The following is a 21,790-nucleotide window of genomic DNA, read 5'->3' as shown; positions in this document are numbered from 1 at the left end:
CGGCCGCCGGTCACGGGGCGGTTCGCGTTGATGCCTGCGCCGGCAGGCCGTCGCTGGCGCGGGCGAAGCGCTCCACCAGGAAATCCAGCAATTGCCGCACGCGCGGCGCCAGGTAGCGGGTGCCGTGGAACACGGCGTGCACGCCGGCTTCAGCCACGCGGTATTCAGGCAACAGGGCTACCAGGCGTCCGGCGCGAATGTCGTCGGCGGCGTCCCAGATGGTCTTGCGGGCGATGCCGCGACCGGCCAGCGCCCAGCGGCGCGCCAGCGCGCCGTCGTTGGTTTCCCAGGCCTGGTCCAGCGGTACGGTGTAGGTCTCGGACCGGCCGTCCCGCGCGAAGTGAAAGGTGTTCAACGGACCGGCCGCGGTGACCAGCACGACGAATGTGTGATGCGCCAGATCGGCGGGCACGCGCGGCATGCCGTGCCGCGCCAGATACTCGGGCGAGGCGCACAGCACGCGCCAGTTGGGGGCGAGCGGGCGGGCGACCAGCGCGCCGTCCTGCGGCCGACCGAAACGGATGGCGAGGTCGATGTCGTCCTGCAACAGGTTCGAGAGCGAGTCCGACAGCGTCAGCGCGATTTTCAACTGCGGGTGCGCGACGCTGAATTCGTCCAGCCACTGGCTCAGCAGGTGGCGGCCGAAATCGGCCGAGGCCGAGATCCGCAGTTTGCCGCGCACTGCGTTCTGGCCCGCGTGCAGCGCGGCCTCGGCGTCCTCGACGGCGCGCAGGGCGATCTCGCAGTGCGACAGGTAGAGACGGCCTTCGTCGGTCAACTGCAGTTGGCGCGTGCTGCGATGGAACAGCCGGGTGCGCAGCGCGGCCTCCAGCTTGATCAGCCGCGCGCTGGCGGCGGCGGGCGACAGCCCCAGCTTGCGCCCGGCCGCCGACAGGCTGCCCAATGCCGCCGCTTCCACGAATAAACGCATATCGCCCAATCGGTCCGTCGCCATTTCAAATCCAGATTTGAAAGTCATTCAATGAATGGGCCAATTATCAAATAAATCCGCAAGAAGCACACTGGCGCCTCTTCAATCGGGGTGTGGCCCCTGAGGGGCAAAGGAGTGCGAACCATGAACGGAATTTCCGGGGCGGCGGCAAGCGCGGAGCGGCAGGCCGCTGCGCCGCGGCTGCCGATGGCGGCGTTGCTGGCGCTGACGATGTGCAGTTTCATCGCGACCGCCAATGAAACCGTGGCCGCCGGCCTGCTGCCGCAGATTGCGCGCGGCTTCGGCGTGTCGCAGGGCTGGGCGGGGCAGTGGGTGACGGCCTGCGCGTTGGGCTCGGGGCTGGCGGCGATGCCGTTGACGATCGCGCTGCACGCGTGGCGGAGGCGCCTCGCGCTGCTGTTGTCGGTGGCCGGATTCATCGTCGGCAATGCGGTGACCGCGCTGTCGCCGTATTTCGAACTGGCGCTGGCGGCGCGCCTGTTGGCCGGTATTGCCACCGGACTGGCCTGGAGCCTGCTGGCCGGCTATGCGCGGCGGATGGTGCCGGGCCCGTTGCAGGGACGCGCGATGGCGGTGGCGATGGTCGGCATTCCCATGGCCCTGGCGTTCGGCGTGCCGCTGAGCGCGTGGCTGGGCGAGCTGGCGGGATGGCGCGCGGTGTTCGGCGCGTTGTCCGGGTTGAGCGTGGCGCTGGCGGCATGGGTGCTGCGTTCGGTGCCCGATTACCCTGGGCAGGCTGCCCGCCGCCGCCTGCCGCTACGGCAGGTCTGGATGACGCCGGGGGTGCGGCCGGTCCTGGCCGTCATCCTGTTCTGGATCCTCGCGCACTACACCCTGTACACCTATATCGCGCCTTTCATGGCGGCGCGCGGCCTGGCCGGGCGCGTGGATGCGGCGCTGCTGGTCTTTGGCGTTGCGGCGCTGTGCGGCATCTGGATGACGGGCCTGCTGGTGGACCGTGGCCTGCGGGCGCTGGTGCTGGCCAGCCTGGGCGTGTTTGCGCTGGTGGCCCTGGCGCTGGGCCTGGGGTGGGCGACGGGGCCGGCGGTATTCGTGGCGATCGCGCTGTGGGGCATGAGTTTTGGCGGCGCGCCGACGTTGCTGCAGACGGCGCTGGCGGATACCGCGGGCGAGGGCGCCGAGGTGGCGCAATCGATGCTGGTGACGGTGTTCAACCTGGCCTTTGCGGCGGGCGGGGCGCTGGGCGGGGTGTTGCTCGAAACGGCAGGCGCGCAGGCGCTGCCGCGTGGCATCCTGGCGCTGCTGGGGGTGGCGATCGCGGTGGCGTGGAGCGCCAGGGGTCACGGCTTCAAGCCCGGCCGGCGGCGGGCGGCGCGTTGAGCGCCGGCGCTGCCGGCGTGCTAGCGCGCCGCCGGCGGTCGTTCCAACGCCGCGAACGTCTCGCGCACGCAATCGGCCATGCGCCGCGCGAGCGTGTTGACCGGGTGGTGCTCGGAGGTGACGGCGTAGCTGTGGAACTCCACTTTTTCCGAGAACGGGATTTCGCTTAGCTCGGCGATGCCGAGCGCGCGCGGGACCACCGGGTTGACGATGGACACGCCCAGCCCCTTGCCGACCATGCTGCAGATGGTGGTGGCGTACGGCGTTTCGATCGACAGCACGCGGGTGTCGTCGGGAAAGTGCCGGTCGATGGCGGCGCGGTTGAAGCTGCCGGCCGGCAGCGAGATGAAGTCCTGGTCGCGGAAGTCGGCGGGCGTCAGCACGGCCCGCGCCGCCAGCGGATGCGCGCGCGGCACGATGGCGGCGCCGTGTGTGGTGTTGATGCGCTCGTAACGCAGTCCCGGCAGGTCGGTGTGCAGCGAGCAGAAGCCGATATCGCAGACGCCGGTGGCCAGCCATTTGGCGACCGCGTCGGAGCCGCCCGTGTTGACCACCACCGGGATGTCCGAATGCTTTTCGCGGAACAGGCGGATTGCGTCGGGCAGGACGCATTGGGTGATCGAGCCGACCGCGCCGACCCGCAGCAGGCCGGTGCCGCGCCGGCGGATCGAGCTGGCGCTGTCGTTGAGCGATTCCAGGCCGATGAAGGCGCGTTCGACGTCGGCGTAGAAGGCCTCGGCCTCGGGCGTCGGAATGATACGGGTGCCGACGCGCTGGAACAGCACGAATCCCAGCGTCTTTTCCAGCAACGCGATCCAGCGGCTGACGTTGGGCTGCGAGGTGTGCAGCAGGCCGGCCGCGGTGGTCATGGAGCGCGTCATCATGACGGCGCGGAAGGCCTCGACTTGTTTGAAATTCATGCGTTTGACGGTCGGGAGACGAGCCGGCAAATCATATCATTTTTGTATGAGAAGCCGTAAAGATCTGATTTGACGTATGAATTGGCGCGGCGGGAGACTACGGCTTTCCTTGTTTCCCTCCGGACCGATATGGAATCCAAAGTCAGCGCCCGTCTCAAGCAACCCCTGGCCAAGGAGGTGCTCGAGCATCTCTTCCTGCCGCGCCTGAACCGCGAGTTCTTCGCCAACTTCGACATGCTCACGCAGATCAACCTGGCGCACCTGCTGATGCTGCGCGAGCGCGGCATCGTCGCTCACGACGCCGCGCGGCGGCTGGCGCGGGCGCTGTTGCAAATGCAGGCCGACGGCCCGCACGCGGTCGAGCTGGACGCGGCGCGCGAAGAGGCCTATTTCAACTACGAGGCGCACCTGATCAAGGCCGTGGGGCAGGAACTGGGCGGCCGGCTGCACACCGCCCGCAGCCGCAACGACATCGGCGCGACCATCGACCGCATGCGGGCGCGGGATTTCACGGCGCGCATCGGCAGCGCGCTGATCGGCGTGTCGCGCGCCGCGCTGGCGCAGGCCGAGCGCCATGCCGATTGCGTGATGCCGGGCTACACCCACATGCAGGCGGCGCAGCCGATCACCTACGGCTATTACCTGTCGGCGCTGGTGGATGCGTGGTCGCGCGATATCGGCCGGCTGGCGCACGTGCTGGAAACGGCGGACGCCTCGCCGCTGGGCGCCTGCGCGCTGGCGGGCACCTCGTTCCCGATCGACCGCGACAGCACCAGCGCCATGCTGGGCTTCAGCGGCCCGCTGGCCAATGCGCTGGACAGCGTGGCCTCGCGCGATTTCGCGCTGGAACTGAGCGCAACGCTGTCGATCATGATGATCACCTGCAGCCGCATGGTGCAGGACTTCTACATCTGGTCGACGCCGGAGTTCGGCTATCTGTCGTTTCCGGACAGCATTGCCAGCACCTCCAGCATCATGCCGCAGAAGAAGAACCCGGCGGTGCTGGAATACCTGCGCGGCAAGACGGGCCACCTGATCGGCCTGACCGGCGCGGCGCTGTCGACGGTCAAGTCGACCCACTTCACCCATTCGGGCGACAGCAGCCGCGAAAGCACCCGCACCTGTTGGGAGGCCTGCGAGGAGGCGCTGAAAGCGCTGGAATTGGTCCACCTGCTGGTCGAGCAGGTGGCGCCGAACCGCGAGCGCATGGCGGCGCGCGCGGCGGATGATTTCTCGACCGTGACCGACCTGGCGGACCTGTTGGTGCGCCAGGCCGACGCGTCGTTTCGCGATGCGCACCACATCATCGGCGCGGTGGTGCGGCAGGCGCTGGAGCAGGGCCTGCCGGCGCGCGCGATTGCGCCGGCGATGATCGTGGCGGCGGCCGAGGAACAGCTTGGCCGGCCGGTGGCGCTGGCGGCCGACGATATCGCCGCCTGCCTCGACCCGGTGCGCAATGTGGCCGCGCGGCTGTCGCCGGGCGGCCCGGCGCCGCAGTCGGTGCGGGCGCGCCTGCGCGAGCAGCACGCGGTCCTTGACTCGCGCCAGGCGGCGATCGACGCCGCGCGCGAACGCGCCGCCGACGCCCGCGAGACGCTGCAACGGCGCGCCCACGCGCTGGTCCATCAGGAAAACGGCATGGCCGCCGCCTGAGGCGCCGCCGTATGAATCAAACCAAGGGGAATTCCGTCATGTTCAAAGCACTGCCCAAACTTGCCGTGGCGCTGGCCGCGGCCCTGAGCCTTAACCCGGCGGCCCACGCGGCGCCGGCCTATCCCGCCAAGCCGATCACGCTGGTGGTGCCGTTCGCGCCGGGCGGCACCGTCAATCTGATGGGGCGCCTGCTGGCCAATCGCATGTCCGAGGCGCTGGGGCAGACGGTGATCGTCGAGAACAAGCCGGGCGGCGGCGGCAGCATCGGCGCCAACTTCGTGGCCAAGGCGGCGCCGGACGGCTACACGCTGCTGCTGGCGACGATGGGGCAGCAGTCGATCCTGCCGCTGATTTCGAAGAACCTGCCCTACAACGCCGACAAGGACTTCGCGCCGGTTGCGCTGTTCTCGACGGTGCCGAACGTGCTGGCGGTGTCCAGGGACGCGCCGGCCGCGACGGTGGCCGAACTGGTGGCGTACGGCAAGGCCAATCCGGGCAAGCTGAACATGGCCTCGGCGGGCATCGGCTCGGTGAACCACCTGACCGGCGAACTGTTCATGTTCCGCTCGGGCGCCCGTTTCGAGCACGTGCCGTACCGGGGCGCGGGGCCGGCCACGTCGGACCTGCTGTCGGGCCAGGTGCAGGTGCTGTTCGCCAACTTGCCCAATGTGCTGCCGTACGTCAAATCGGGGCAGGTACGGGTGCTGGCGGTGGCCAGCGACAAGCGCAGCGCGTCGATTCCCGACATCCCGACGCTGGCCGAGGCCGGCGTCAAGGATGCGGTGGTGGAATCCTGGTACGGCGTGATGGCGCCGGGCGGCACGGACCCGCAGGTCATCCGCAAGCTGCAGGACACGGTGATCGCCATTGCCAATGACAAGGCGCTGCTGGGGCAGTTGGCGGAGCAGGGCGCGGTGCCGTTTCCCGGTGGCAGCGAAGACCTGGCCAAGCTGTCGGCCGAGGAGACGCGGCGCTGGAAGCAGATCATCGACAGCGCCAGGATCCAACTGGATTGAGGCGGGGCGTCCGGGCGCGGCGCCGGCGGCCGGTTGCGCGCGACCGGCCGTTTTGCTTTCTACAGCGCCATCACCATCTCATGCCACGCCATGCCGCCATGATCGGACGGCGACGGCCGCACGTACTGGTAGCCGAGCTTGCGGTACAGCGCGATGTGGCGCTCCTTGCACATCAGGTGGATGGTCCGCTTGCCGAGGCCGCGGGCCTGCTCGACGAAGGCTTCCATCAGACGCGTGGAATATCCCTTGCCCTGATGGGCGGGGTCCACCACGACCGACATGATCACCACGTTGGGGGCGTCGGGATCGTGGCCCACCAGTTCCTTGAAGGCCTCGTCGGCCATTACCACCTGGTGGGCGCAGCCGCTGTTGATGAAGCCGACGATTATGCCGTCCTCCTCGAGCAGCAGGAAGCCCTGCGGATACTGGGCGATGCGGGTGGCGATCTTGGCGTGGGTGGCGGCCTCGTCGCCTTCGTAGGCGGTGTTTTCGATCTCGAAGCAGCGGTCGGTGTCGGCGGGAGTGGGGGCGCGGAAAGTCAGGGAAGGCATGGGCGTGGCGGGAAGGCGGGCCGGTCAGGCTGATGGCAAAAGGGATATGGTAGCGGCTCCATGAAATGCATGCGCCGGAGCAAAAAAACGCGCATTCCCCGCGAGGGGAATGCGCGAAATCGCTGTGCGGCGCGCGTCGGAAGTCCCGGCGCGGGCCCCGCTGGCATGCGGTACTTCGGCCCGAGTCCGCGTACGTCTTGCGGAATCTCCTGGCAAGCTTAGATACTGTTAGTCTCGTGGCTATACCGTGCGTCTCATTTTTTGGTCGGAGACGCCGGATTTACTTTTTGTCATATTTGGCATCCCGCTCCGTCCGCGCCATCCGCGCGGCAACCCGCAAGCATGAACCCGAGTGCTTACCCTGTCGGCCAACCGCCGCGCATGCCACCCGCGATCGCCCACCATCATTTCGATGTGGCGGCGCAGGCGCCTGAGCGCCGGCTTTTGGCCTGGCGCGACCAGGTCGGGCACGTGGTCGACGTGCTGCCCAGCCGCGACGCGCTGCGGCAGCCTTTCAATGCATCCATCGACCGCTATCGCGCCGGCTCGCTGATGTTCACCGAGTGCCGTTCCGACGCCATGCAACTGGAACGTTCGCTGGTGCGCATCTCGCGCGACAACATCCGCGATTTCGCCTTGCACGTATTCCTGGAGGGCGGCGTTGACGAGGTGACGGTGCGCAATGGCTCGCGGCCCGCCGCCGATGGCGGCGCGGCGCGGGTGATGGCGCTGGACCTGGGCCAGCCGATGCGCATGCGGCGCCGGGCCTGCCGGCTGTTGACGCTGTTCGTGCCGGCGGATCTGGTGCAGGAGGTGTTCCCGGATCCGCAGGCGATCCACGGCCGCATGCTGCGTGACGCCATGCCGTTGGCGCGGCTGGCGATCGGGCAGGTCGCGGCGCTGGCGCAGTCGGTGCGGGGTCTGGACCGGGCGCGGGCCGAGGCCGACATCACGGCCTGTGCGCGTCTGCTGCTGGCCGCCTTCGGCAGGGAGGCGCGACTGGCGGGCAATGCCCGCGCCGCCGCACGGGCGGCGATGTTTGCCCAGGTGCGACGCCACATCCAGGCCAATCTGCACCAGGCCGGCCTGACGCCGGACTCGGTGATCCAGGCGCTGTGCCTGCCGCGGCCGACGGTGTACCGCCTGTTCCAGCACGAGGGCGGGCTGGGCGCCTATATCCGCCATCTGCGGTTGCGGCTGGCGGCCGAGGAACTGGTGCGCTACCCACATCTGGGCGTCATGGAAATTGCCTACGGGCTGGGGTTCGGCAGCGCTTCGGACTTTGCCCGCGCGTTCCGGCGCGCCTACGACATGCCGCCGCAGGAATTCCGCGAGCAGTCCTGGCGCTGGCCCGAACGGGTCACGTTGCGGGCGTAGCGAGCGCGCAGACCTGCCGCACGCAGTCGCGCAGCCAGCGGTGCCCGGGGTCGGCATCCATGCGCGGATGCCAGAGCATCGAGATCGTCAGGCCGGGCGCCTGCACCGGCAGCGCGAAAGTGTGCATGCCGGCGCGCAGGTTGGTGGTGTGGCGTTCCGGCACGCTGGCGATCAGGTCGGAGGCGCGCGCCAGGGCCAGCGCGTCGGAAAAGCCGGCGACGATGACCGTGATCTGGCGCGCCAGGCCGAGCGCGTGCAGCGCGTCGTCGATCGGCCCCTTGTCCAGGCCGCGGCGCGAGACCAGCACATGCTGGCCGGCGGCGTAGCGCGCCGCCGTGACCTTGCCTTTGGCCAGCGGATGGCCGGCGCGCACCACGCCGATGAATCGGTCGCGAAACAGCGCCCGTGTGCGGATCTCGGGGCTGCTGGCGGCGCCGATCACGCCGGTTTCCAGATCGGCGCTGCCGTCGCGCAGCGGGGTGCTGTCCTTGTCTGGCTTTTGCACGAAGCGCAGCCGCACGCCTGGCGCCTCGCGTTGGGCCAGGGCGATCAGCGCCGGCCCGAAGTATTCGACGAAGCCGTCGCTGACGCGCAGCGTGAAGCCGCGCGAGAGCTTTGCCGGGTCGAGCAGTTCGGCGGGGCGCAGCACGGCCTGCGCCTCCTGTACCAAGCGGCTGACCTGGTCGCGCAGTTCCTGGGCGCGCGGCGTCGGCACCAGGCCGCGGCCGGCCCGCACCAGCAGCGGATCGCCGGTGGTCTCGCGCAGCCGCGCCAGCGCCCGGCTCATCGCCGAGGGGCTCAGGCGCAGGCGGCGCGCGGCGCGCGCGACATTGCCTTCGGTCAGCAGGACGTCGAGCGTGAGCAGCAGGTTGAGGTCGGGGCGGGACATGGCGCGACGGTATCACGGCGCGGCCATGAGATGGCGTCAAACGCACGAATAAAGTGCAAATGCTGCGTCTTCCGCCATGTGCCTGGCGGTCCTACGCTGGCGGCTGGGCTGTTCCGGCGCGCGCCGGACGGCCGTTTCCAACCGCTACGGACCTTCATGTCGCAATCCCTTCCGCATTCCGTCCCGGCCGCCCGCGCCGTCGCCTGGCCGCTGGCCAGCCTGGCCCTGTCCCTGTTGCTGGCCTCGCTGGGCACCAGTAGCGCCAACGTCGGCCTGCCGACCCTGGCGCGAGTCTTCGATGCGCCGTTTTCCCTGGTGCAGTGGATCGTGCTGGCCTATCTGCTGGCGATCACGCTGTGCGTCGTCGGCGCGGGCCGCCTGGGCGATCTGATCGGACGGCGGCGCCTGTTGCTGGCGGGCATCGCCGTGTTCACGGCGGCCTCGGCGCTGTGCGGACTGGCGTCTTCGTTGTGGCTGCTGCTGGCGGCGCGCGCGCTGCAGGGTGCGGGCGCCGCCGTGATGATGGCGTTGACGATGGCGTTCGTCGGCGATCTGCTGCCCCGGGAGCGGACCGGCAGCGCCATGGGGTTGCTGGGCACGATGTCGGCGGTGGGCACCGCGCTGGGGCCGACCCTGGGCGGCGCGCTGATCGCCGCGCTCGGTTGGCGCTGGATCTTCCTGGTGAACCTGCCGCTGGGCGTGTTGGCGCTGGCGCTGGCGCGCCGCCACCTGCCGGCGGACCGGGGCCGGGCGGGGGGCGGCGCGCGCTTCGATCTCGCGGGCACGTTGCTGCTGGCGCTGACGCTGGCGGCCTACGCCTTGGCGATGACGCTGGGCGGCGGCCATTTCGGCGCGCTCAATGCCGCCCTGCTGCTGGGCGCGGCCGGCGGCGGCTGGCTGTTCCTGCGTGCCGAGGCGCGCACCGCTTCGCCGTTGCTGCATCCGGCGATGCTGCGCCAACCGTTCCTGGCGGCGGGGCTGGCGATGAACGCGCTGGTGTCCACGGTGATGATGGCGACCTTGGTCGTCGGCCCGTTCTACCTGACCCAGGCGCTGGGGTTGAGCCCGGCGCGGGCCGGGCTGGCGATGTCGGCCGGGCCGCTGGTCAGCGCGCTGTGCGGCGTGCCGGCGGGGCGCCTGGTGGACCGCTGCGGCGCCGGGCGCATCACGCGCGCGGCGCTGGTCGCGCTGGCCGTCGGCACGGGCCTGCTGGCGGCCGCGCCGGCGGCGCTGGGCGTGGCGGGCTACATCGGTCCGATCGTGTTGCTGACCGCGGGCTATGCGACGTTCCAGGCCGCCAACAACACCGGCGTGATGGCGGCGATCGACGCGCGCCAGCGCGGCCTGGTGTCGGGCATGCTGAACCTGTCGCGCAATCTGGGACTGGTGACCGGGGCGTCGGTCATGGGCGCGGTGTTCGCGCTGGGGACGGGCGCGACTGACCTTGCGGCGGCGCCGCCAGTGGCGGTGGCGCGGGGCATGGCGCTGGCCTTTGGCGTGGCGGCGGGGCTGGGAACGGCGGGCTGGATGATCGCGTGGCGCGGCCGGGCGCGAAGCGCGTAGCGCGCGGTCGATGACAGGACGATTGCCTAAAAGGCGAAGGTCTGGCGCAAGAGTCCGCCGCCATCCAACCGCTCGCTCCATGACGTGCCGCGGCGCCCGTATGGCCTGCGCGCCGAGTCGATCGCTCGACGCTAGGCCGCGCCCGTCAGCCGCAGGATCCACCAGGCCAGTCCCACCGCCACGGCCGCCAGCACGATGCGACGCAGTCCGCCGCCTTGGCGCGGCACCGCGCCGGGCGCCGAAGCGTCAACCACGGACGGGCCCGGGGCGGCCGTTGGCGCCGCGCTGCGCACGTCCGGGATATCCGTTTCGATGATGAATTCCGGCTTGGCGGCGGCGTGGCGCGCGTCCGGTCCCGCCAGGCCGCCGATGTCCACGCCGGCCTCCCGCAGCGCGTCCCACAGGCCGCTGTCGTTCAGGCCCTTGCGCACCGCCTCGATACGGTCGCGGTCCGCGCGGGGCACCTCGTCCATGCTGTCATAGCGGCGCCCGTTCACGGTGACCGCGCCGTTCTTGATCTCGACCTCGAAGCGACCGTCGCCGTCGGCGCCGACGTAGCGCCATTGCTCGGTGAGGGCTTCTTCGGTGTCGTGTCGCACGCCACGCAGCCCGCCAAAGGCATCCTGCGGATCGCCCGAGGCGCCGCTCGACATCGACCAGCTACGCGTGGTGGTCGAGCTGCGCCAGGTTTTGCTTTTTTCCGTCATCGAATCGTTTCCGTGAGTAACGTTTGTTATTGGGCCGGAAGCGGGTACGCGGTGGCCGCTGGCTGACTGCGCACTATACAGACGCGGTGCAGTCCTGAATTCGTCTGACAGTGTCCTTAATGCAAAAGTAAATCCCAAGTCAAGAAAATCGATCTGATCCGGTCGGAACAGCAGATCAGTTGGTCTGAAAAGCGCATAATGAGGGCCACCTTTCCTTGCGTCCCTTTTCAAGGATCGGTCTGCTTTTCAGTAACGAAGAAGAGCGTGTTGTCACCAGGGCGCGGCCCGGCAGTTCGTGTTTCCAGGAGTGCATGTGCGGCTGTGCGCCAGGACGACTTGGAATTTTCACGGAGATGTCTATGACACAAGATGCAAAGCCGCGCAGGCGGTTTCTGCAGGCGCTGGCCATCGTGCCCGCGTCGACGCTGGCGGTGGGGGTGGCCGCCACGGGCTGTACCAACGCCGCCGACGGCGGCGCGGCCCGCTCGGCCAAGGCCTATGAGCCTACCTACTTCACCAAGCCCGAATGGAACTTCATCGTGGCAGCGGTCGATCACCTGATTCCCGCGGACCAGTACGGCCCCGGCGCCATCGAGGCCGGCGTGCCGGAGTTCATCGACCGCCAGATGGAAACGCCGTATGGCCACGGCAAGCTCTGGTACATGCAGGGGCCGTTCCATCCCGACGTGGCGCCGGAACTCGGCTACCAGTTGAACCAGAATCCGCGCGAGGTCTACCGCCATGGCATCGAGGCCTGTGACGCGTGGTGCAAGAAGACCCACGGCAAGGTCTTCGCCGAACTCGACAAGCCCCTGCAGGAACAGATCCTGAAGGACCTGCAGGCCGGCAAGATCGAGTTCGACGCGGTCCCCGCCAAGACCTTCTTCAGCTTCCTGCTGGGCAACACCAAGGAAGGCTTCTTCGCCGACCCGATGTACGGCGGCAACAAGAACATGGTGGGTTGGAAGATGGTGGGTTTCCCGGGCGCGCGCGGCGACTACATGGACTGGGTCGACCAGCCCAACGTCAAGTATCCCTACGGGCCCGTGTCGATTTCCGGGGAAAAGGGGTAAGCGATGGCGATCAAGAAAGACAAAGTGGACGCCGTGCTGGTGGGCTTCGGCTGGACCGGCGCGATCCTGGGCCAGGAGCTGACCGAAGCCGGCCTGCACGTGCTGGCGCTGGAACGTGGCGCCATGCAGGACACCCCCAAGGACGCGGAATATCCCAAGGTGCTCGACGAGCTGGCGTACTCCGTGCGCGGCAAGCTGTTCCAGGACCTGTCCAAGGAGACGGTGACGATACGGCATGGCGTGGACGACGTGGCCGTGCCGTATCGCCAGAATGGCTCCTTCCTGCTGGGCACGGGCGTGGGCGGCGCGGGCTTTCACTGGAACGGCATGCACTACCGCGTGCTGCCCGAGGAACTGGAACTGCGCACCCGCTACGAAACGCGCTACGGCAAGAACTTCATTCCAGAAGGCATGACGATCCAGGACTTCGGCGTCACCTACGACGAGCTGGAACCGTACTTCACCAAGTTCGAGTACGTCTGCGGCACCTCGGGCAAGGCCGGCAACCTGAACGGCAAGATCGTCGAGGGCGGCAACCCGCTGGAAGGCAAGCGCAGCAAGGAATTCCCGCTGCCGCCGCTGGCCACCACCTACGGCGCGCAACTGTTCGACAAGGCCGCGCGCGAAGTGGGCTTCCATCCGTATCCGGCGCCCGCGGCCAACGCCTCCGGCCCGTACACCAACCCGTACGGCGTGCGCCTGGGTCCCTGTAATTTCTGCGGCTTCTGCGAGAACTACGGCTGCTACATGTATTCGAAGGCCTCGCCGCAGACCACCATCCTGCCGGTGCTGCTGAAAAAGCCCAACTTCGAACTGCGCACCCACTCGCACGTGATCAAGGTCAACCTCGATTCGACCGGCAAGAAGGCCGTCGGCGTGACCTACATCGACGCGCAGGGCCGCGAGATCGAGCAGCCCGCCGACCTGGTGATCCTGTCGGCCTACCAGATGCACAACGTGCGCCTGCTGCTGTTGTCGGGCATCGGCAAGCCCTACGATCCCAAGACCAACGAAGGCGTGGTCGGCAAGAACTACGCCTACCAGATGAACGGCGCGGTCAACGTGCTGCTGCCCAAGGGCACCCAGCTCAACCCGTTCGTCGGCACCGGCGCCGGCGGCGTCGGCATGGATGACCTGAACGGCGACCAGTTCGACCACGGCCCGCTTGGCTTCATCGGCGGCGCCAGCATCCGTCACATCCGCTACGGCGGCCGTCCCATCAAGATGACGCCCACCACGCCCGGCACCCCGTCCTGGGGCACCGCGTGGAAGGCCGGCGTGCAGGACGCCTACCAGCGCTACATGACCATCGGCATCTCCGGCTCGGTGATGTCGTACCGTGACGCCTACCTGTCGCTGGACCCGACCTACAAGGACAGCTTCGGCCAGCCGCTGCTGCGCATGACGTTCGATTGGCACGACAACGAATTCGACATGCTCGGCCACATGGGCAACAAGATGGAGGAAGTGGCCAAGGCCATGAAGCCGGAGAAGCACTTCGTCGCCGTGCGCAAGAAGGGCGCGCGCTACGACACCCGGGTCTACCAGAGCACGCACAACACCGGCGGCGCCATCATGGGGGCCAATCCCAAGGAAAGCGTGGTCAACAAGTACCTGCAAAGCTGGGACGTGCCCAACGTGTTCGTGATGGGCGCCTGCGTGTTCCCGCAGAACATGGGCTACAACCCGACCGGTCTGGTGGGCGCCCTGGCGTACTGGGCCGCGCAGGCGATCCGCGACCAGTACCTGAAGAACCCCGGCCCGCTGGTCCAGGCGTAAGGAGCCGACAATGATGAAGAAAACCATTGTTGCCGCGCTCTCGATCCTGGCTTGCGGCACCGGCTGGGCCGCCGATGGCACGCCCGCCACCGCGGATGCGCAGTTGATCAAGCAGGGCGAATACCTGTCGCGCGCCGGCGACTGTATCGCCTGCCACACCGCCAGGGACGGCAAGCCGTTCGCTGGCGGCCTGGGCATCGAGTCGCCCCTGGGTACGATCTATTCCACCAATATCACGCCCGACAAGGACACGGGCATCGGCAACTATACGTTGGAGGACTTCGACCGTGCCGTGCGCCATGGCGTGGCCAAGGACGGCCATTCGCTGTATCCGGCCATGCCGTATACCGCCTACGCCAAGGTCACGCCGGATGACGTCAAGGCCCTGTACGCCTACTTCATGCACGGCGTCGAGCCGGTCAAGCAGGCCAACAAGGACACCGACATCACCTGGCCGCTGTCGATGCGCTGGCCGCTGGGCGTGTGGCGCTGGATGTTCGCGCCCGACGTGGCCACTGCGCCGGTCACCGCCACCCCCGCCAACGACGCGGACAAGCAGGCGCTGCTGCGCGGCCAGTACCTGGTCGAAGGGCTGGGCCATTGCAGCACCTGCCACACCCCGCGCGGCTTCGCGCTGCAGGAAAAGGCGCTGACCGACGCCGACGGCTCGGCCTTCCTGTCCGGCGGCGTGGTCGAAGGCTGGCTCGCCAAGAACCTGCGCGGCGACATGACCGACGGCCTGGGTAGCTGGAGCAAGGAAGACATCGCCGCCTTCCTCAAGTCCGGCCGCAACGGCCATTCGGCCGCGTTCGGCGGCATGGCGCAGGTGGTGCAGGACAGCACCCAGCACCTGACCGACGCCGACGTCAACGCCATCGCGGTGTATCTGAAGAGCCTGCCGCCGGTGAACAAGAACGCCACCCAGCCGCTCGCCTACAACGACACCGTGGCGCAGGCCCTGCGCAGCGGCAAGGATACGAGCGACGGCGCGATGACGTTCCTGAACAACTGCGCGGCCTGCCACCGCAGCACCGGCAAGGGCTACGCGGAAACCTTCCCGCAGTTGGCGCTGAGCTCGACGGTGAACTCGGCCGATCCCGCGTCGCTGATCCACATCGTGCTCAAGGGCGCGCAGATGCCGGGCACCTCGGCCGCGCCGACGGCGTATGCGATGCCGGGCTTTGACTGGCGCCTGACCGACAAGGAAGTCGCCGACGTGGTGACCTTCGTGCGGTCAAGCTGGGGCAACCAGGGCGCGGCGGTGAGCGCGTCGGACGTGGCCAAGGTGCGCAAGGAAGTGGGCGCGGCCAAGGCGCCGGCGCGATAATCGCGCTGCCGCGGGCTGGCCGGCCCGCGGCGCCCCGATGGGATTCGCCCGCTTCGGCGGGCGAATTTTTCCGATGTCGCCGGGCATGTTGAACACCTTTACACCTTCTGGAGAATTTCCCACCATGATGCGTCCTCTGCTCTTGGCGGCATCGCTGGCCGTGGCCGGCAGCGCGACGGCGGCGCCTTCCTTCAACTGCGCCAAGGCCGCCACGCCGGTCGAGAAAGCGATTTGCGCCAACCCGGCGCTGGCGGACCAGGATGCGGCGATCGCGCGGCAATACAAGGATGTGCGGGACAAGCTGGATGCCGAAGCGGCCAAGTCGCTGACCGCCGATCAACGCTATTTCCTGGGCATGCGGGACAGGGTCTATGAGCAGCCTTTCACGCACAGCACACCTGCCAAGGAAATGGCCACCTTCATGCGGGCGCGCCTGGCTTTGTTGAAGGCCATCAATCCGCATCCGGCCGCCGGCTTCGTCGGCAAGTGGCGCAACATCGAGGGCGAGATCGAGATCACGCGAGGCGCCAACGGCGAGTTGGCCGTGGCGGTCAATTCGTGGATGCCTTACTACGGCAATTGGATCTGCGACCTGAGCGGCAATGCGGTGGTTGATGGCGACAGCCTGAAAGTGACCTACCAGGACGGTCCGCCCTGGGTCGTGACGCTGACGCGGCGCGGCGCCGTGCTGGTGGCGCGCCAAACGGCGCCTGCTGGCACCCCCGACGACGGCTCGGGTCCGCCTTTCTGCGGCCGCAATGGCGGCGTGGCCGGCGACTGGTTCGCGGCGCGCTGACGCGCCCCCGCCAGGCTCACTGGCGATTGATCAGGTTTTGCCTGTCCTGGATGAACCCGGGCAGGTTCGGGCGTTCTCCGTCGCCACGCTGGACGTCCAGGCGCTGGCGGGGGCGCGTGTCGTCACACCGGCCGCTCGTAGCGGCGCGCCTGCACCTCGATGCCGCCGATCCGGTCGGTTTCGGTGCCGGTGTTGCGCCAGCCCTGTCGTTCGTAGAAGGCGATGGCGCGGGCGTTGCCTTCGAGCGCATACAGATATAGGCGCGACGCGCCGCGCGCGCGGGCCCAGGCCTCGGCGCGCGCCACCATGAGCTTGCCGGCGCCGGTGCCTTGCCAGGGCGGCAGCACGTGCAGGTTGTCCAGCAGCACCGCGCCGGGGTGATCGTGTTCCTGCTTGACGCAGACGAAGCCGATCGGCTGGCCGTCCTGCTCGGCGATGAACACGGCCTGCGCGTCGGCGTCGCGCATCCGGTCCTGCCAGTGGACCATGCGGTCGTCGGCCAGGCCGGCGTCGAGAAAGCCATCCGGCAGCAGGCCGCGATAGGTGACGGCCCAACTGGCCGCGTGCATGGCGGCGATGGCGTCGGCGTCGCGGGCGGTGGCCTGGCGCAGGGTGACGGCGGAACGGGACATGGATTCCTTTGGGACGATGACGGACGATCCGGCCTGGCGCGTGGCCAGGGCGAGCATGTTGCCGGATGAGTTTGACAGGTTTGGCGGCGTCCAGCAGCATCGTGCCATGAACCGTCCGCACCGCCCGTCCGCCCTGATTATTCGCCCCGCTGGGACCTCGGTGGGGTAGCGCGCGTCGGATCATCGCTACATCAACCCGCCAATGGCGGGTTTTTTGTTGGCGCGCCTGTTGGTTTTCTCCAGAGGCAGTCCATGCAATCGAACGCGTTTCCGTCCCGTCCCCGGCCGAACCGGTGCTGCATTTCCTGGACTTGCCCGATGCGGTCTGCAAGGCGCGGTTGCGGGCGCGCAATGAATCGGGCGCCCATCCTTACACCACCAGCGAGGCGCAGTACGACGCGATCACCGCATACTTCGTGGCGCCGCAGGACGACGAGGGGTTCGAGATCGTGCGCCACTAGGTACAAGCCGAGGGCGGCGGACGGCGATACGGCCTGCTATGATTACTGGATAAATACCCAGTTACCAAGACCGGCTGATGCTGCCCCCGCACCGCTACTACTACCTGCACAATTTCCAGCGCGCGCTTGCGTGGGTCGGCGAGCGCTACGCGGATCTGCTGGATGCCCGCGAACGCCGCTTCATGTCGGATTTCGCCGCGCTGCCGCAGGCCTCGCAGGCGTTGCTGGTGCGCATGTTGATGCGGCGCGGGCCGTGGTTCCGCGCCAGCCGCCTGGCCTACGAGGAAATCCCCGATACGGTCGAGGCCGCCGCGCCGTTGCTGACGCTGGGGTGGCTGGACGCCGACGCTCCCATGACGCTGGACGAATTGTTCGGGCTGCATACGCGGCCCGAACTCGACCGGTTGTTCGCCGACTCCCGCCCCAAGGGCGCGGCGCGCAAGGCCGACCTGCTGGCGCTCCTGCGTGCCAGCCAGCCCGAGGCGCAGCCCTATGCGAGCTGGAATCCCGCCGCCGGCCCCGACCGCGCAGGCGCGGACGGCACGCGCGTCGTTGCGGCCGGCCGCAACGCGGCGATGCCGTTCGATCCGGCCTGGCGCGTCGCGGTTGCCGACCTGTGCGAACGCCTGCGCCTGATGTTCTTCGGCAACCTGCACCAGGACTGGTCAGAGTTCGTGCTGGCGGACCTGGGCGTGTTCCAGTACGAAACGGTGCCGTTCGAGCCTTCTTCGCGGGCCTTCCAGGCGCGGGAAGACGTCGACCGCTACCTGGCCCTGCATGCCTGTCGCCGGGCGCTGGATGATGGCCCGGACGTCGATGCGCTGTTGCAGGCGGTGGCCGACTGCGCCAGCGGCAACGCCTGGCTGGAAAAGCGCCGCGCCAAGGTGCTGCTGCGCCTGGGCCAGGCCTGCGAGCGGGCCCAGGATTGGGCGGCGGCGCAACGGGTGTACGCGCTGTGCGCCTACCCCGGCGCGAGGCATCGCCGCATCCGCGTGTACGAGCGCATGGCGCGTTTCGACGAGGCGCTGGCGTTGGCGCTGCAAGCCGAGGCCCGGCCCGAAAGCGAGGAGGAATCCCAACGCGTGGCGCGCATGTTGCCGCGCCTGCGTCGCAAGCTGGGGCAGGGCGCGCCGCGCGGCGCGGCCGCGCCGGTGAGCCGTTTCGACCTGGCGCTGGAGCGGCCCGAGCCGACGGTGGCGGTGGAATTCGCGGCGCGCGATCACCTGCACCGCGACGAGGCGCCGGTCCATTATGTCGAGAACACGCTGATCAATTCGCTGTTCGGCCTGCTGTGCTGGCCGGCAGTGTTCGCGCCGTTGCCGGGCGCATTCTTCCATCCGTTCCAGCGCGGGCCGGCCGACCTGGACGCACCTGATTTCCACGCCCGGCGCGAGGCCCTGTTCGCCGCCTGCCTGGCGCAACTGGACACGGGCGAATACCGCGTCACGATCCGCCAGCGCTACGCCGCCAAGCAGGGCGTGCAATCGCCGTTCGTGTTCTGGGGCGCGCTGGACGAAGCGCTGCTGGAGCGGGCGTTGCACCACCTGCCGCCAGCGCACCTGAAACTGTTTTTCCTGCGGCTGCTGCGTGACGTCAAGGCCAACCGGTCGGGGCTGCCCGACCTGATCCGCTTCCAGCCGGACGCGCCCGGCTATGAACTCATCGAGATCAAGGGGCCGGGCGACAAGCTGCAGGACAACCAGATCCGCTGGCTGGCGTACTGCGCCGAGCATGGCATGCCGGTGCGCGTCTGTCATGTCAGTTGGCGCGACGCGGCGTGCGCATCGCAGCCGCCGGCCTCGACGCACCGTGCCGCCCCGGAAGGGCCGGCGCCATGACGTACGCCGTGGCGGTGCGCGCGCTCTGCGAATTCACGGCCCGCGCCGGCGACCTGGATCTGCGCTTCACGCCCGCGCCCAGCGGCCTGGAGGGCATGGCCGGCCACGCCGCCGTGACCGGCCGGCGCGGGCCCGCCTACGAAACCGAGGTGGCGCTGACCGGGCAATACGAAAACCTGCTGGTGCGCGGCCGCGCCGATGGCTACGACCCGCAGGCCAATCAGGTCGAAGAGATCAAGACCTACCGCGGCCGGCTCGACAGCGTGCGCGACAACCACCGCGCCGCCCATTGGGCCCAGGCGCGGGTCTACGGTCACCTGCTGTGCCAGGCGCGCGGCCTGGCGCAGGTCCGCGTGGCGCTGGTGTACTTCAACGTGGCCACCGAAGAAGAAACCCTGCTCGTCGAGACCCGCGACGCGGCCTGGCTGGCGGCCTTCTTCCAGGAGCAGTGCGAACGCTTCCTGGCGTGGTCGCGCACCGAGCTGGCGCACCGCCAGGCGCGTGACGCGGCGCTGGAGAAGCTGGCGTTTCCCTATGGCGAGTTCCGCAGCGGCCAGCGCGAGCTGGCGGTGTCGGTGTACCGCACGGCGCGCGACGGCCGTTGCCTGATGGCGCAGGCGCCCACCGGCATCGGCAAGACGCTGGGCACCTTGTTTCCGCTGCTCAGGGCCGCCCCGGGCGCGGGGTTGGACAAGGTGTTCTTCCTGGCGGCCAAGGGTTCGGGGCGCGGGCTGGCGATGGCCGCGCTGGATACGCTGAACGCGCAGCCGGCGGCGCCCGGCCTGCGGGTGCTGGACCTGCAGGCGCGCGACAAGACCTGCGAGCATCCCGACAAGGCCTGCCATGGCGATTCCTGCCCGCTGGCGCAGGGCTTCTACGACCGCCTGCCCGCCGCGCGCGAGACGGCGCTGTCGCAGCCGCGGCTGGATGCCCCGGCGGTGCGCGCGGCGGCCCGCGCGCATCAGGTCTGCCCGTATTACCTGTCGCAGGAATTGATCCGCTGGAGCGACGTGGTGGTGGGCGACTACAACTATTACTACGACGCCACCGCCATGCTGCACGCGCTGACGCAGGCGCATCAGTGGAAAGTGGCGGTGCTGGTGGACGAGGCGCACAACCTGGTCGACCGCGCGCGCCGCATGTACACCGGCGAATTGAGCCAACTTGGGCTGGCGGCGGCGCGCCAGGCCGCGCCCAAAGCCCTGAAAAAGCCGCTGGACGGCCTGCAGCGTTCCTGGACCGCGCTCAACAGGAAGCAGGCCGAGTCCTACCAGGCCTACGACGAGGCGCCGGCCGGTGTGCTGGCGGCGGTGCAGAAGGCGGTGGCCGCCATCACCGACTACCTGGGCGAGGCGCCGCTGGCGCAGGACGATCCGGTGCTGGCCTTCTATTTCGAGGCGCTGCATTTCATGCGGCTGGCCGAGCAGTTCGGGCCGCACGCGCTATTCGACGTGACGCGGGCCGAAGGCGGGGCGCGCGGCGCCAAGACGCCGCCGTCCACGCTGTGCGTGCGCAACGTGGTGCCGGCGCCGTATCTGGCCGCGCGGCACGCGGCGGCGCACGCCACCGTGCTGTTCTCGGGCACCTTGAGTCCGCAGCAGTTCTATCGCGACACCCTGGGCCTGCCGGCCGAGGCCGCGTGGATCGACGTGGCCGCGCCGTTCCAGGCCGAACAACTGGCGGTCAAGGTGGTCGGTCATGTGTCGACCCGCTACCGCGACCGCGAACGCTCGCTGCAGCCGATCGCCGACCTGATCGCCGACCAGTACGCGCGCCGGCCGGGCAACTATCTGGGCTTTCTGAGCAGCTTCGACTATCTGCGGCAGGTGGCCGATCTGATGCGCGCGCGCCATCCGCAGGTGCCGATCTGGCTGCAGACGCCAGGCATGGACGAGGCCGGCCGCGCCGCCTTCCTGGGACGCTTCACCGAAAGCGGGCAGGGCGTCGGCTTCGCGGTCCTCGGCGGCGCTTTTTCCGAGGGCGTGGACCTGCCCGGCAAGCGGCTGATTGGCGCCTTCATCGCCACGCTGGGGCTGCCGCAGGTCAATGCCGTCAACGAGAACATCAAGCGCGCCATGGAGCGGCGCTACGGCGAGGCGCAGGGCTACGACTACACCTATCTCTATCCCGGCATGCAGAAGGTGGTCCAGGCGGCGGGCCGCGTCATCCGCACCGAGCAGGACGTGGGCACGGTGCACCTGATCGACGATCGCTATCGCCGCGCCAAGGTGCGCAACCTGCTGCCGAGCTGGTGGCGGGTGGATTGAACGAGGATGCCGCCCATTGCTGCTTCGCGCCTGCCGCGGGGCGGGCGTTCAGGGGACAGGCCGCCGCCGGCCGCGCCGACGCGTTGAGCGCGCGGGCCGCGCTCAGGCCGAGCGCAGTTCGGTCAGCGGCTGGTTCGGGTCGCGGCTGAGCTGGTAGCCGTACCACAGGCTGCGCGCCATGCGCTTGGCCATCTCACCGGCGGCATCGGCCAGCGCGCGGTTGGGCAGGGCCGCCAGGGTCTCGCCCCACAGCGCCAGCCAGCGCTCGAACAGCTCGGTGCTCAGGTGCGGCATGGCGGCATGCTTGGGCATGGGCATGCCGGTGAACCGCCGCGTGCCCAGCAGCACGGCCGACCAGAAATCCGAGAGCGTCGCCAGGTGTTCGTCCCAGTCGTGCACCTGGGCCTCGAACACCGGACCCAGCGCGGCATCGGCGCGGGCCTTGGCGTAGAACGTATGCACCAGGCCGCGGATTTCGGCTTCGGTGCAGATGTCGGGTTCGGGCGGGTCGGGTTCGGACAACGGAGGCTCCTGGCGGCGTGAAACGGCAGCACGAATAGTAGGGCGAGGCTGCGCGAGGACGGATTGATCTGGCGCAAGCCGCCGCATGGCCCCGGGCGCGCGCGGGCGCGGGGATCATGCGGCCGG

Annotated in this window: 19 protein-coding genes; 12 read left to right on the top strand and 7 right to left on the bottom strand. The window is 69.0% G+C overall.

The window, feature by feature from the left end:
- Positions 1 to 10: 10 nt before the first annotated feature.
- Positions 11 to 955, bottom strand: a complete 945-nt coding sequence (locus AAID08_RS16235) for a LysR family transcriptional regulator (protein WP_064528863.1) — start codon at positions 953 to 955, stop codon at positions 11 to 13.
- Between the two features lie 120 nt (positions 956 to 1,075).
- On the opposite strand from AAID08_RS16235, the gene AAID08_RS16230 reads away from it, so the two are divergent.
- The gene (locus AAID08_RS16230) at positions 1,076 to 2,293 is read left to right on the top strand and encodes an MFS transporter (RefSeq protein ID WP_254603913.1); all 1,218 of its coding nucleotides are present in this window, start codon (positions 1,076 to 1,078) and stop codon (positions 2,291 to 2,293) included.
- Between the two features lie 20 nt (positions 2,294 to 2,313).
- On the opposite strand, the gene AAID08_RS16225 is transcribed toward AAID08_RS16230, so the two are convergent.
- Complete coding sequence (locus tag AAID08_RS16225; protein ID WP_054502347.1) at positions 2,314 to 3,213, bottom strand: LysR substrate-binding domain-containing protein; 900 nt, start codon at positions 3,211 to 3,213, stop codon at positions 2,314 to 2,316.
- Positions 3,214 to 3,342: 129 nt separating this feature from the next.
- Here AAID08_RS16225 and argH point away from each other — a divergent pair, with 129 nt between their 5' ends.
- Together argH and AAID08_RS16215 are read left to right on the top strand one after the other, a co-directional pair.
- Positions 3,343 to 4,866 carry an argininosuccinate lyase gene (gene argH, locus AAID08_RS16220; protein ID WP_395756620.1) on the top strand — a complete coding sequence of 508 codons (1,524 nt, stop codon included), beginning with the start codon at positions 3,343 to 3,345 and terminating at the stop codon, positions 4,864 to 4,866.
- Between the two features lie 38 nt (positions 4,867 to 4,904).
- Positions 4,905 to 5,882: a tripartite tricarboxylate transporter substrate binding protein gene (locus tag AAID08_RS16215; protein ID WP_054502445.1), complete on the top strand. Its 978-nt coding sequence runs from the start codon at positions 4,905 to 4,907 to the stop codon at positions 5,880 to 5,882.
- Positions 5,883 to 5,941: 59 nt separating this feature from the next.
- On the opposite strand, the gene AAID08_RS16210 is transcribed toward AAID08_RS16215, so the two are convergent.
- Positions 5,942 to 6,433 (bottom strand): GNAT family N-acetyltransferase, encoded by a 492-nt coding sequence (locus AAID08_RS16210; RefSeq protein ID WP_395756619.1) that lies wholly within the window; start codon positions 6,431 to 6,433, stop codon positions 5,942 to 5,944.
- A 381-nt stretch (positions 6,434 to 6,814) separates the two neighbouring features.
- On the opposite strand from AAID08_RS16210, the gene AAID08_RS16205 reads away from it, so the two are divergent.
- The gene (locus AAID08_RS16205; protein ID WP_240317346.1) at positions 6,815 to 7,810 is read left to right on the top strand and encodes an AraC family transcriptional regulator; all 996 of its coding nucleotides are present in this window, start codon (positions 6,815 to 6,817) and stop codon (positions 7,808 to 7,810) included.
- On the opposite strand, the gene AAID08_RS16200 is transcribed toward AAID08_RS16205, so the two are convergent.
- The gene (locus AAID08_RS16200) at positions 7,794 to 8,699 is read right to left on the bottom strand and encodes a LysR family transcriptional regulator (protein ID WP_116792425.1); all 906 of its coding nucleotides are present in this window, start codon (positions 8,697 to 8,699) and stop codon (positions 7,794 to 7,796) included. The genes AAID08_RS16205 and AAID08_RS16200 overlap by 17 nt on opposite strands.
- Positions 8,700 to 8,855: 156 nt before the next feature.
- Between AAID08_RS16200 and AAID08_RS16195 the strand changes: the two genes are divergently transcribed.
- Positions 8,856 to 10,262, top strand: coding sequence for an MFS transporter (locus tag AAID08_RS16195; protein ID WP_336234983.1), 1,407 nt, complete (start codon positions 8,856 to 8,858; stop codon positions 10,260 to 10,262).
- Positions 10,263 to 10,393: 131 nt separating this feature from the next.
- Here the strand turns inward: AAID08_RS16195 and AAID08_RS16190 are convergent, their stop codons facing one another.
- Complete coding sequence (locus tag AAID08_RS16190) at positions 10,394 to 10,969, bottom strand: hypothetical protein (protein WP_175142733.1); 576 nt, start codon at positions 10,967 to 10,969, stop codon at positions 10,394 to 10,396.
- A gap of 359 nt (positions 10,970 to 11,328) precedes the next feature.
- Between AAID08_RS16190 and AAID08_RS16185 the strand changes: the two genes are divergently transcribed.
- From AAID08_RS16185 to AAID08_RS16170, 4 genes are all read left to right on the top strand, one after another.
- The gene (locus AAID08_RS16185) at positions 11,329 to 12,042 is read left to right on the top strand and encodes a gluconate 2-dehydrogenase subunit 3 family protein (protein WP_049073369.1); all 714 of its coding nucleotides are present in this window, start codon (positions 11,329 to 11,331) and stop codon (positions 12,040 to 12,042) included.
- A 3-nt stretch (positions 12,043 to 12,045) separates the two neighbouring features.
- A complete protein-coding gene (locus AAID08_RS16180) occupies positions 12,046 to 13,821 on the top strand; it encodes a GMC family oxidoreductase (RefSeq protein WP_049073370.1) in 1,776 nt (591 codons plus the stop codon).
- Positions 13,822 to 13,831: 10 nt separating this feature from the next.
- Positions 13,832 to 15,148, top strand: a complete 1,317-nt coding sequence (locus AAID08_RS16175) for a cytochrome c (protein WP_116792421.1) — start codon at positions 13,832 to 13,834, stop codon at positions 15,146 to 15,148.
- A gap of 124 nt (positions 15,149 to 15,272) precedes the next feature.
- Positions 15,273 to 15,944 carry a lysozyme inhibitor LprI family protein gene (locus AAID08_RS16170; RefSeq protein WP_054502355.1) on the top strand — a complete coding sequence of 224 codons (672 nt, stop codon included), beginning with the start codon at positions 15,273 to 15,275 and terminating at the stop codon, positions 15,942 to 15,944.
- A gap of 122 nt (positions 15,945 to 16,066) precedes the next feature.
- On the opposite strand, the gene AAID08_RS16165 is transcribed toward AAID08_RS16170, so the two are convergent.
- Entirely contained in the window at positions 16,067 to 16,576 is a 510-nt protein-coding gene (locus AAID08_RS16165; protein ID WP_054502356.1) for a GNAT family N-acetyltransferase, read from the bottom strand.
- 293 nt (positions 16,577 to 16,869) lie between these two features.
- Between AAID08_RS16165 and AAID08_RS16160 the strand changes: the two genes are divergently transcribed.
- The 3 genes from AAID08_RS16160 to AAID08_RS16150 all read left to right on the top strand — a co-directional run bounded on the left by AAID08_RS16160 (position 16,870) and on the right by AAID08_RS16150 (position 21,142).
- Complete coding sequence (locus tag AAID08_RS16160) at positions 16,870 to 17,037, top strand: hypothetical protein (RefSeq protein ID WP_395756618.1); 168 nt, start codon at positions 16,870 to 16,872, stop codon at positions 17,035 to 17,037.
- A gap of 77 nt (positions 17,038 to 17,114) precedes the next feature.
- Positions 17,115 to 18,875 (top strand): VRR-NUC domain-containing protein, encoded by a 1,761-nt coding sequence (locus tag AAID08_RS16155; protein WP_064528880.1) that lies wholly within the window; start codon positions 17,115 to 17,117, stop codon positions 18,873 to 18,875.
- On the top strand, positions 18,872 to 21,142 hold the full coding sequence (locus tag AAID08_RS16150) for an ATP-dependent DNA helicase (protein ID WP_395756617.1): 2,271 nt from the start codon (positions 18,872 to 18,874) through the stop codon (positions 21,140 to 21,142). The genes AAID08_RS16155 and AAID08_RS16150 overlap by 4 nt, the downstream gene beginning before the upstream one ends.
- A gap of 102 nt (positions 21,143 to 21,244) precedes the next feature.
- Here AAID08_RS16150 and AAID08_RS16145 read toward each other — a convergent pair whose 3' ends face one another.
- Complete coding sequence (locus tag AAID08_RS16145) at positions 21,245 to 21,664, bottom strand: group III truncated hemoglobin (RefSeq protein WP_395756616.1); 420 nt, start codon at positions 21,662 to 21,664, stop codon at positions 21,245 to 21,247.
- Between the last annotated feature and the right edge of the window lie 126 nt (positions 21,665 to 21,790).

The sequence above is a fragment of the Achromobacter sp. EB05 genome (genome assembly GCF_044232075.1).
Classification (GTDB): domain Bacteria; phylum Pseudomonadota; class Gammaproteobacteria; order Burkholderiales; family Burkholderiaceae_B; genus Achromobacter; species Achromobacter dolens.
This window is presented reverse-complemented; position numbering and strand designations above follow the sequence as displayed.

What these genes read in the sequence shown, in the direction of transcription:
- AAID08_RS16200 (WP_116792425.1), bottom strand. Translation starts at nt 8,699, where the DNA reads ATGTCCCGCCCCGACCTCAACCTGCTGCTCACGCTCGACGTCCTGCTG.
- AAID08_RS16235 (WP_064528863.1), bottom strand. Translation starts at nt 955, where the DNA reads ATGGCGACGGACCGATTGGGCGATATGCGTTTATTCGTGGAAGCGGCG.
- AAID08_RS16215 (WP_054502445.1), top strand. Translation starts at nt 4,905, where the DNA reads ATGTTCAAAGCACTGCCCAAACTTGCCGTGGCGCTGGCCGCGGCCCTG.
- AAID08_RS16180 (WP_049073370.1), top strand. Translation starts at nt 12,046, where the DNA reads ATGGCGATCAAGAAAGACAAAGTGGACGCCGTGCTGGTGGGCTTCGGC.
- AAID08_RS16205 (WP_240317346.1), top strand. Translation starts at nt 6,815, where the DNA reads ATGCCACCCGCGATCGCCCACCATCATTTCGATGTGGCGGCGCAGGCG.
- AAID08_RS16185 (WP_049073369.1), top strand. Translation starts at nt 11,329, where the DNA reads ATGACACAAGATGCAAAGCCGCGCAGGCGGTTTCTGCAGGCGCTGGCC.
- AAID08_RS16195 (WP_336234983.1), top strand. Translation starts at nt 8,856, where the DNA reads ATGTCGCAATCCCTTCCGCATTCCGTCCCGGCCGCCCGCGCCGTCGCC.
- AAID08_RS16225 (WP_054502347.1), bottom strand. Translation starts at nt 3,213, where the DNA reads ATGAATTTCAAACAAGTCGAGGCCTTCCGCGCCGTCATGATGACGCGC.
- AAID08_RS16230 (WP_254603913.1), top strand. Translation starts at nt 1,076, where the DNA reads ATGAACGGAATTTCCGGGGCGGCGGCAAGCGCGGAGCGGCAGGCCGCT.
- AAID08_RS16175 (WP_116792421.1), top strand. Translation starts at nt 13,832, where the DNA reads ATGATGAAGAAAACCATTGTTGCCGCGCTCTCGATCCTGGCTTGCGGC.
- AAID08_RS16165 (WP_054502356.1), bottom strand. Translation starts at nt 16,576, where the DNA reads ATGTCCCGTTCCGCCGTCACCCTGCGCCAGGCCACCGCCCGCGACGCC.
- AAID08_RS16150 (WP_395756617.1), top strand. Translation starts at nt 18,872, where the DNA reads ATGACGTACGCCGTGGCGGTGCGCGCGCTCTGCGAATTCACGGCCCGC.
- argH (WP_395756620.1), top strand. Translation starts at nt 3,343, where the DNA reads ATGGAATCCAAAGTCAGCGCCCGTCTCAAGCAACCCCTGGCCAAGGAG.
- AAID08_RS16155 (WP_064528880.1), top strand. Translation starts at nt 17,115, where the DNA reads ATGCTGCCCCCGCACCGCTACTACTACCTGCACAATTTCCAGCGCGCG.
- AAID08_RS16170 (WP_054502355.1), top strand. Translation starts at nt 15,273, where the DNA reads ATGATGCGTCCTCTGCTCTTGGCGGCATCGCTGGCCGTGGCCGGCAGC.
- AAID08_RS16210 (WP_395756619.1), bottom strand. Translation starts at nt 6,433, where the DNA reads ATGCCTTCCCTGACTTTCCGCGCCCCCACTCCCGCCGACACCGACCGC.
- AAID08_RS16190 (WP_175142733.1), bottom strand. Translation starts at nt 10,969, where the DNA reads ATGACGGAAAAAAGCAAAACCTGGCGCAGCTCGACCACCACGCGTAGC.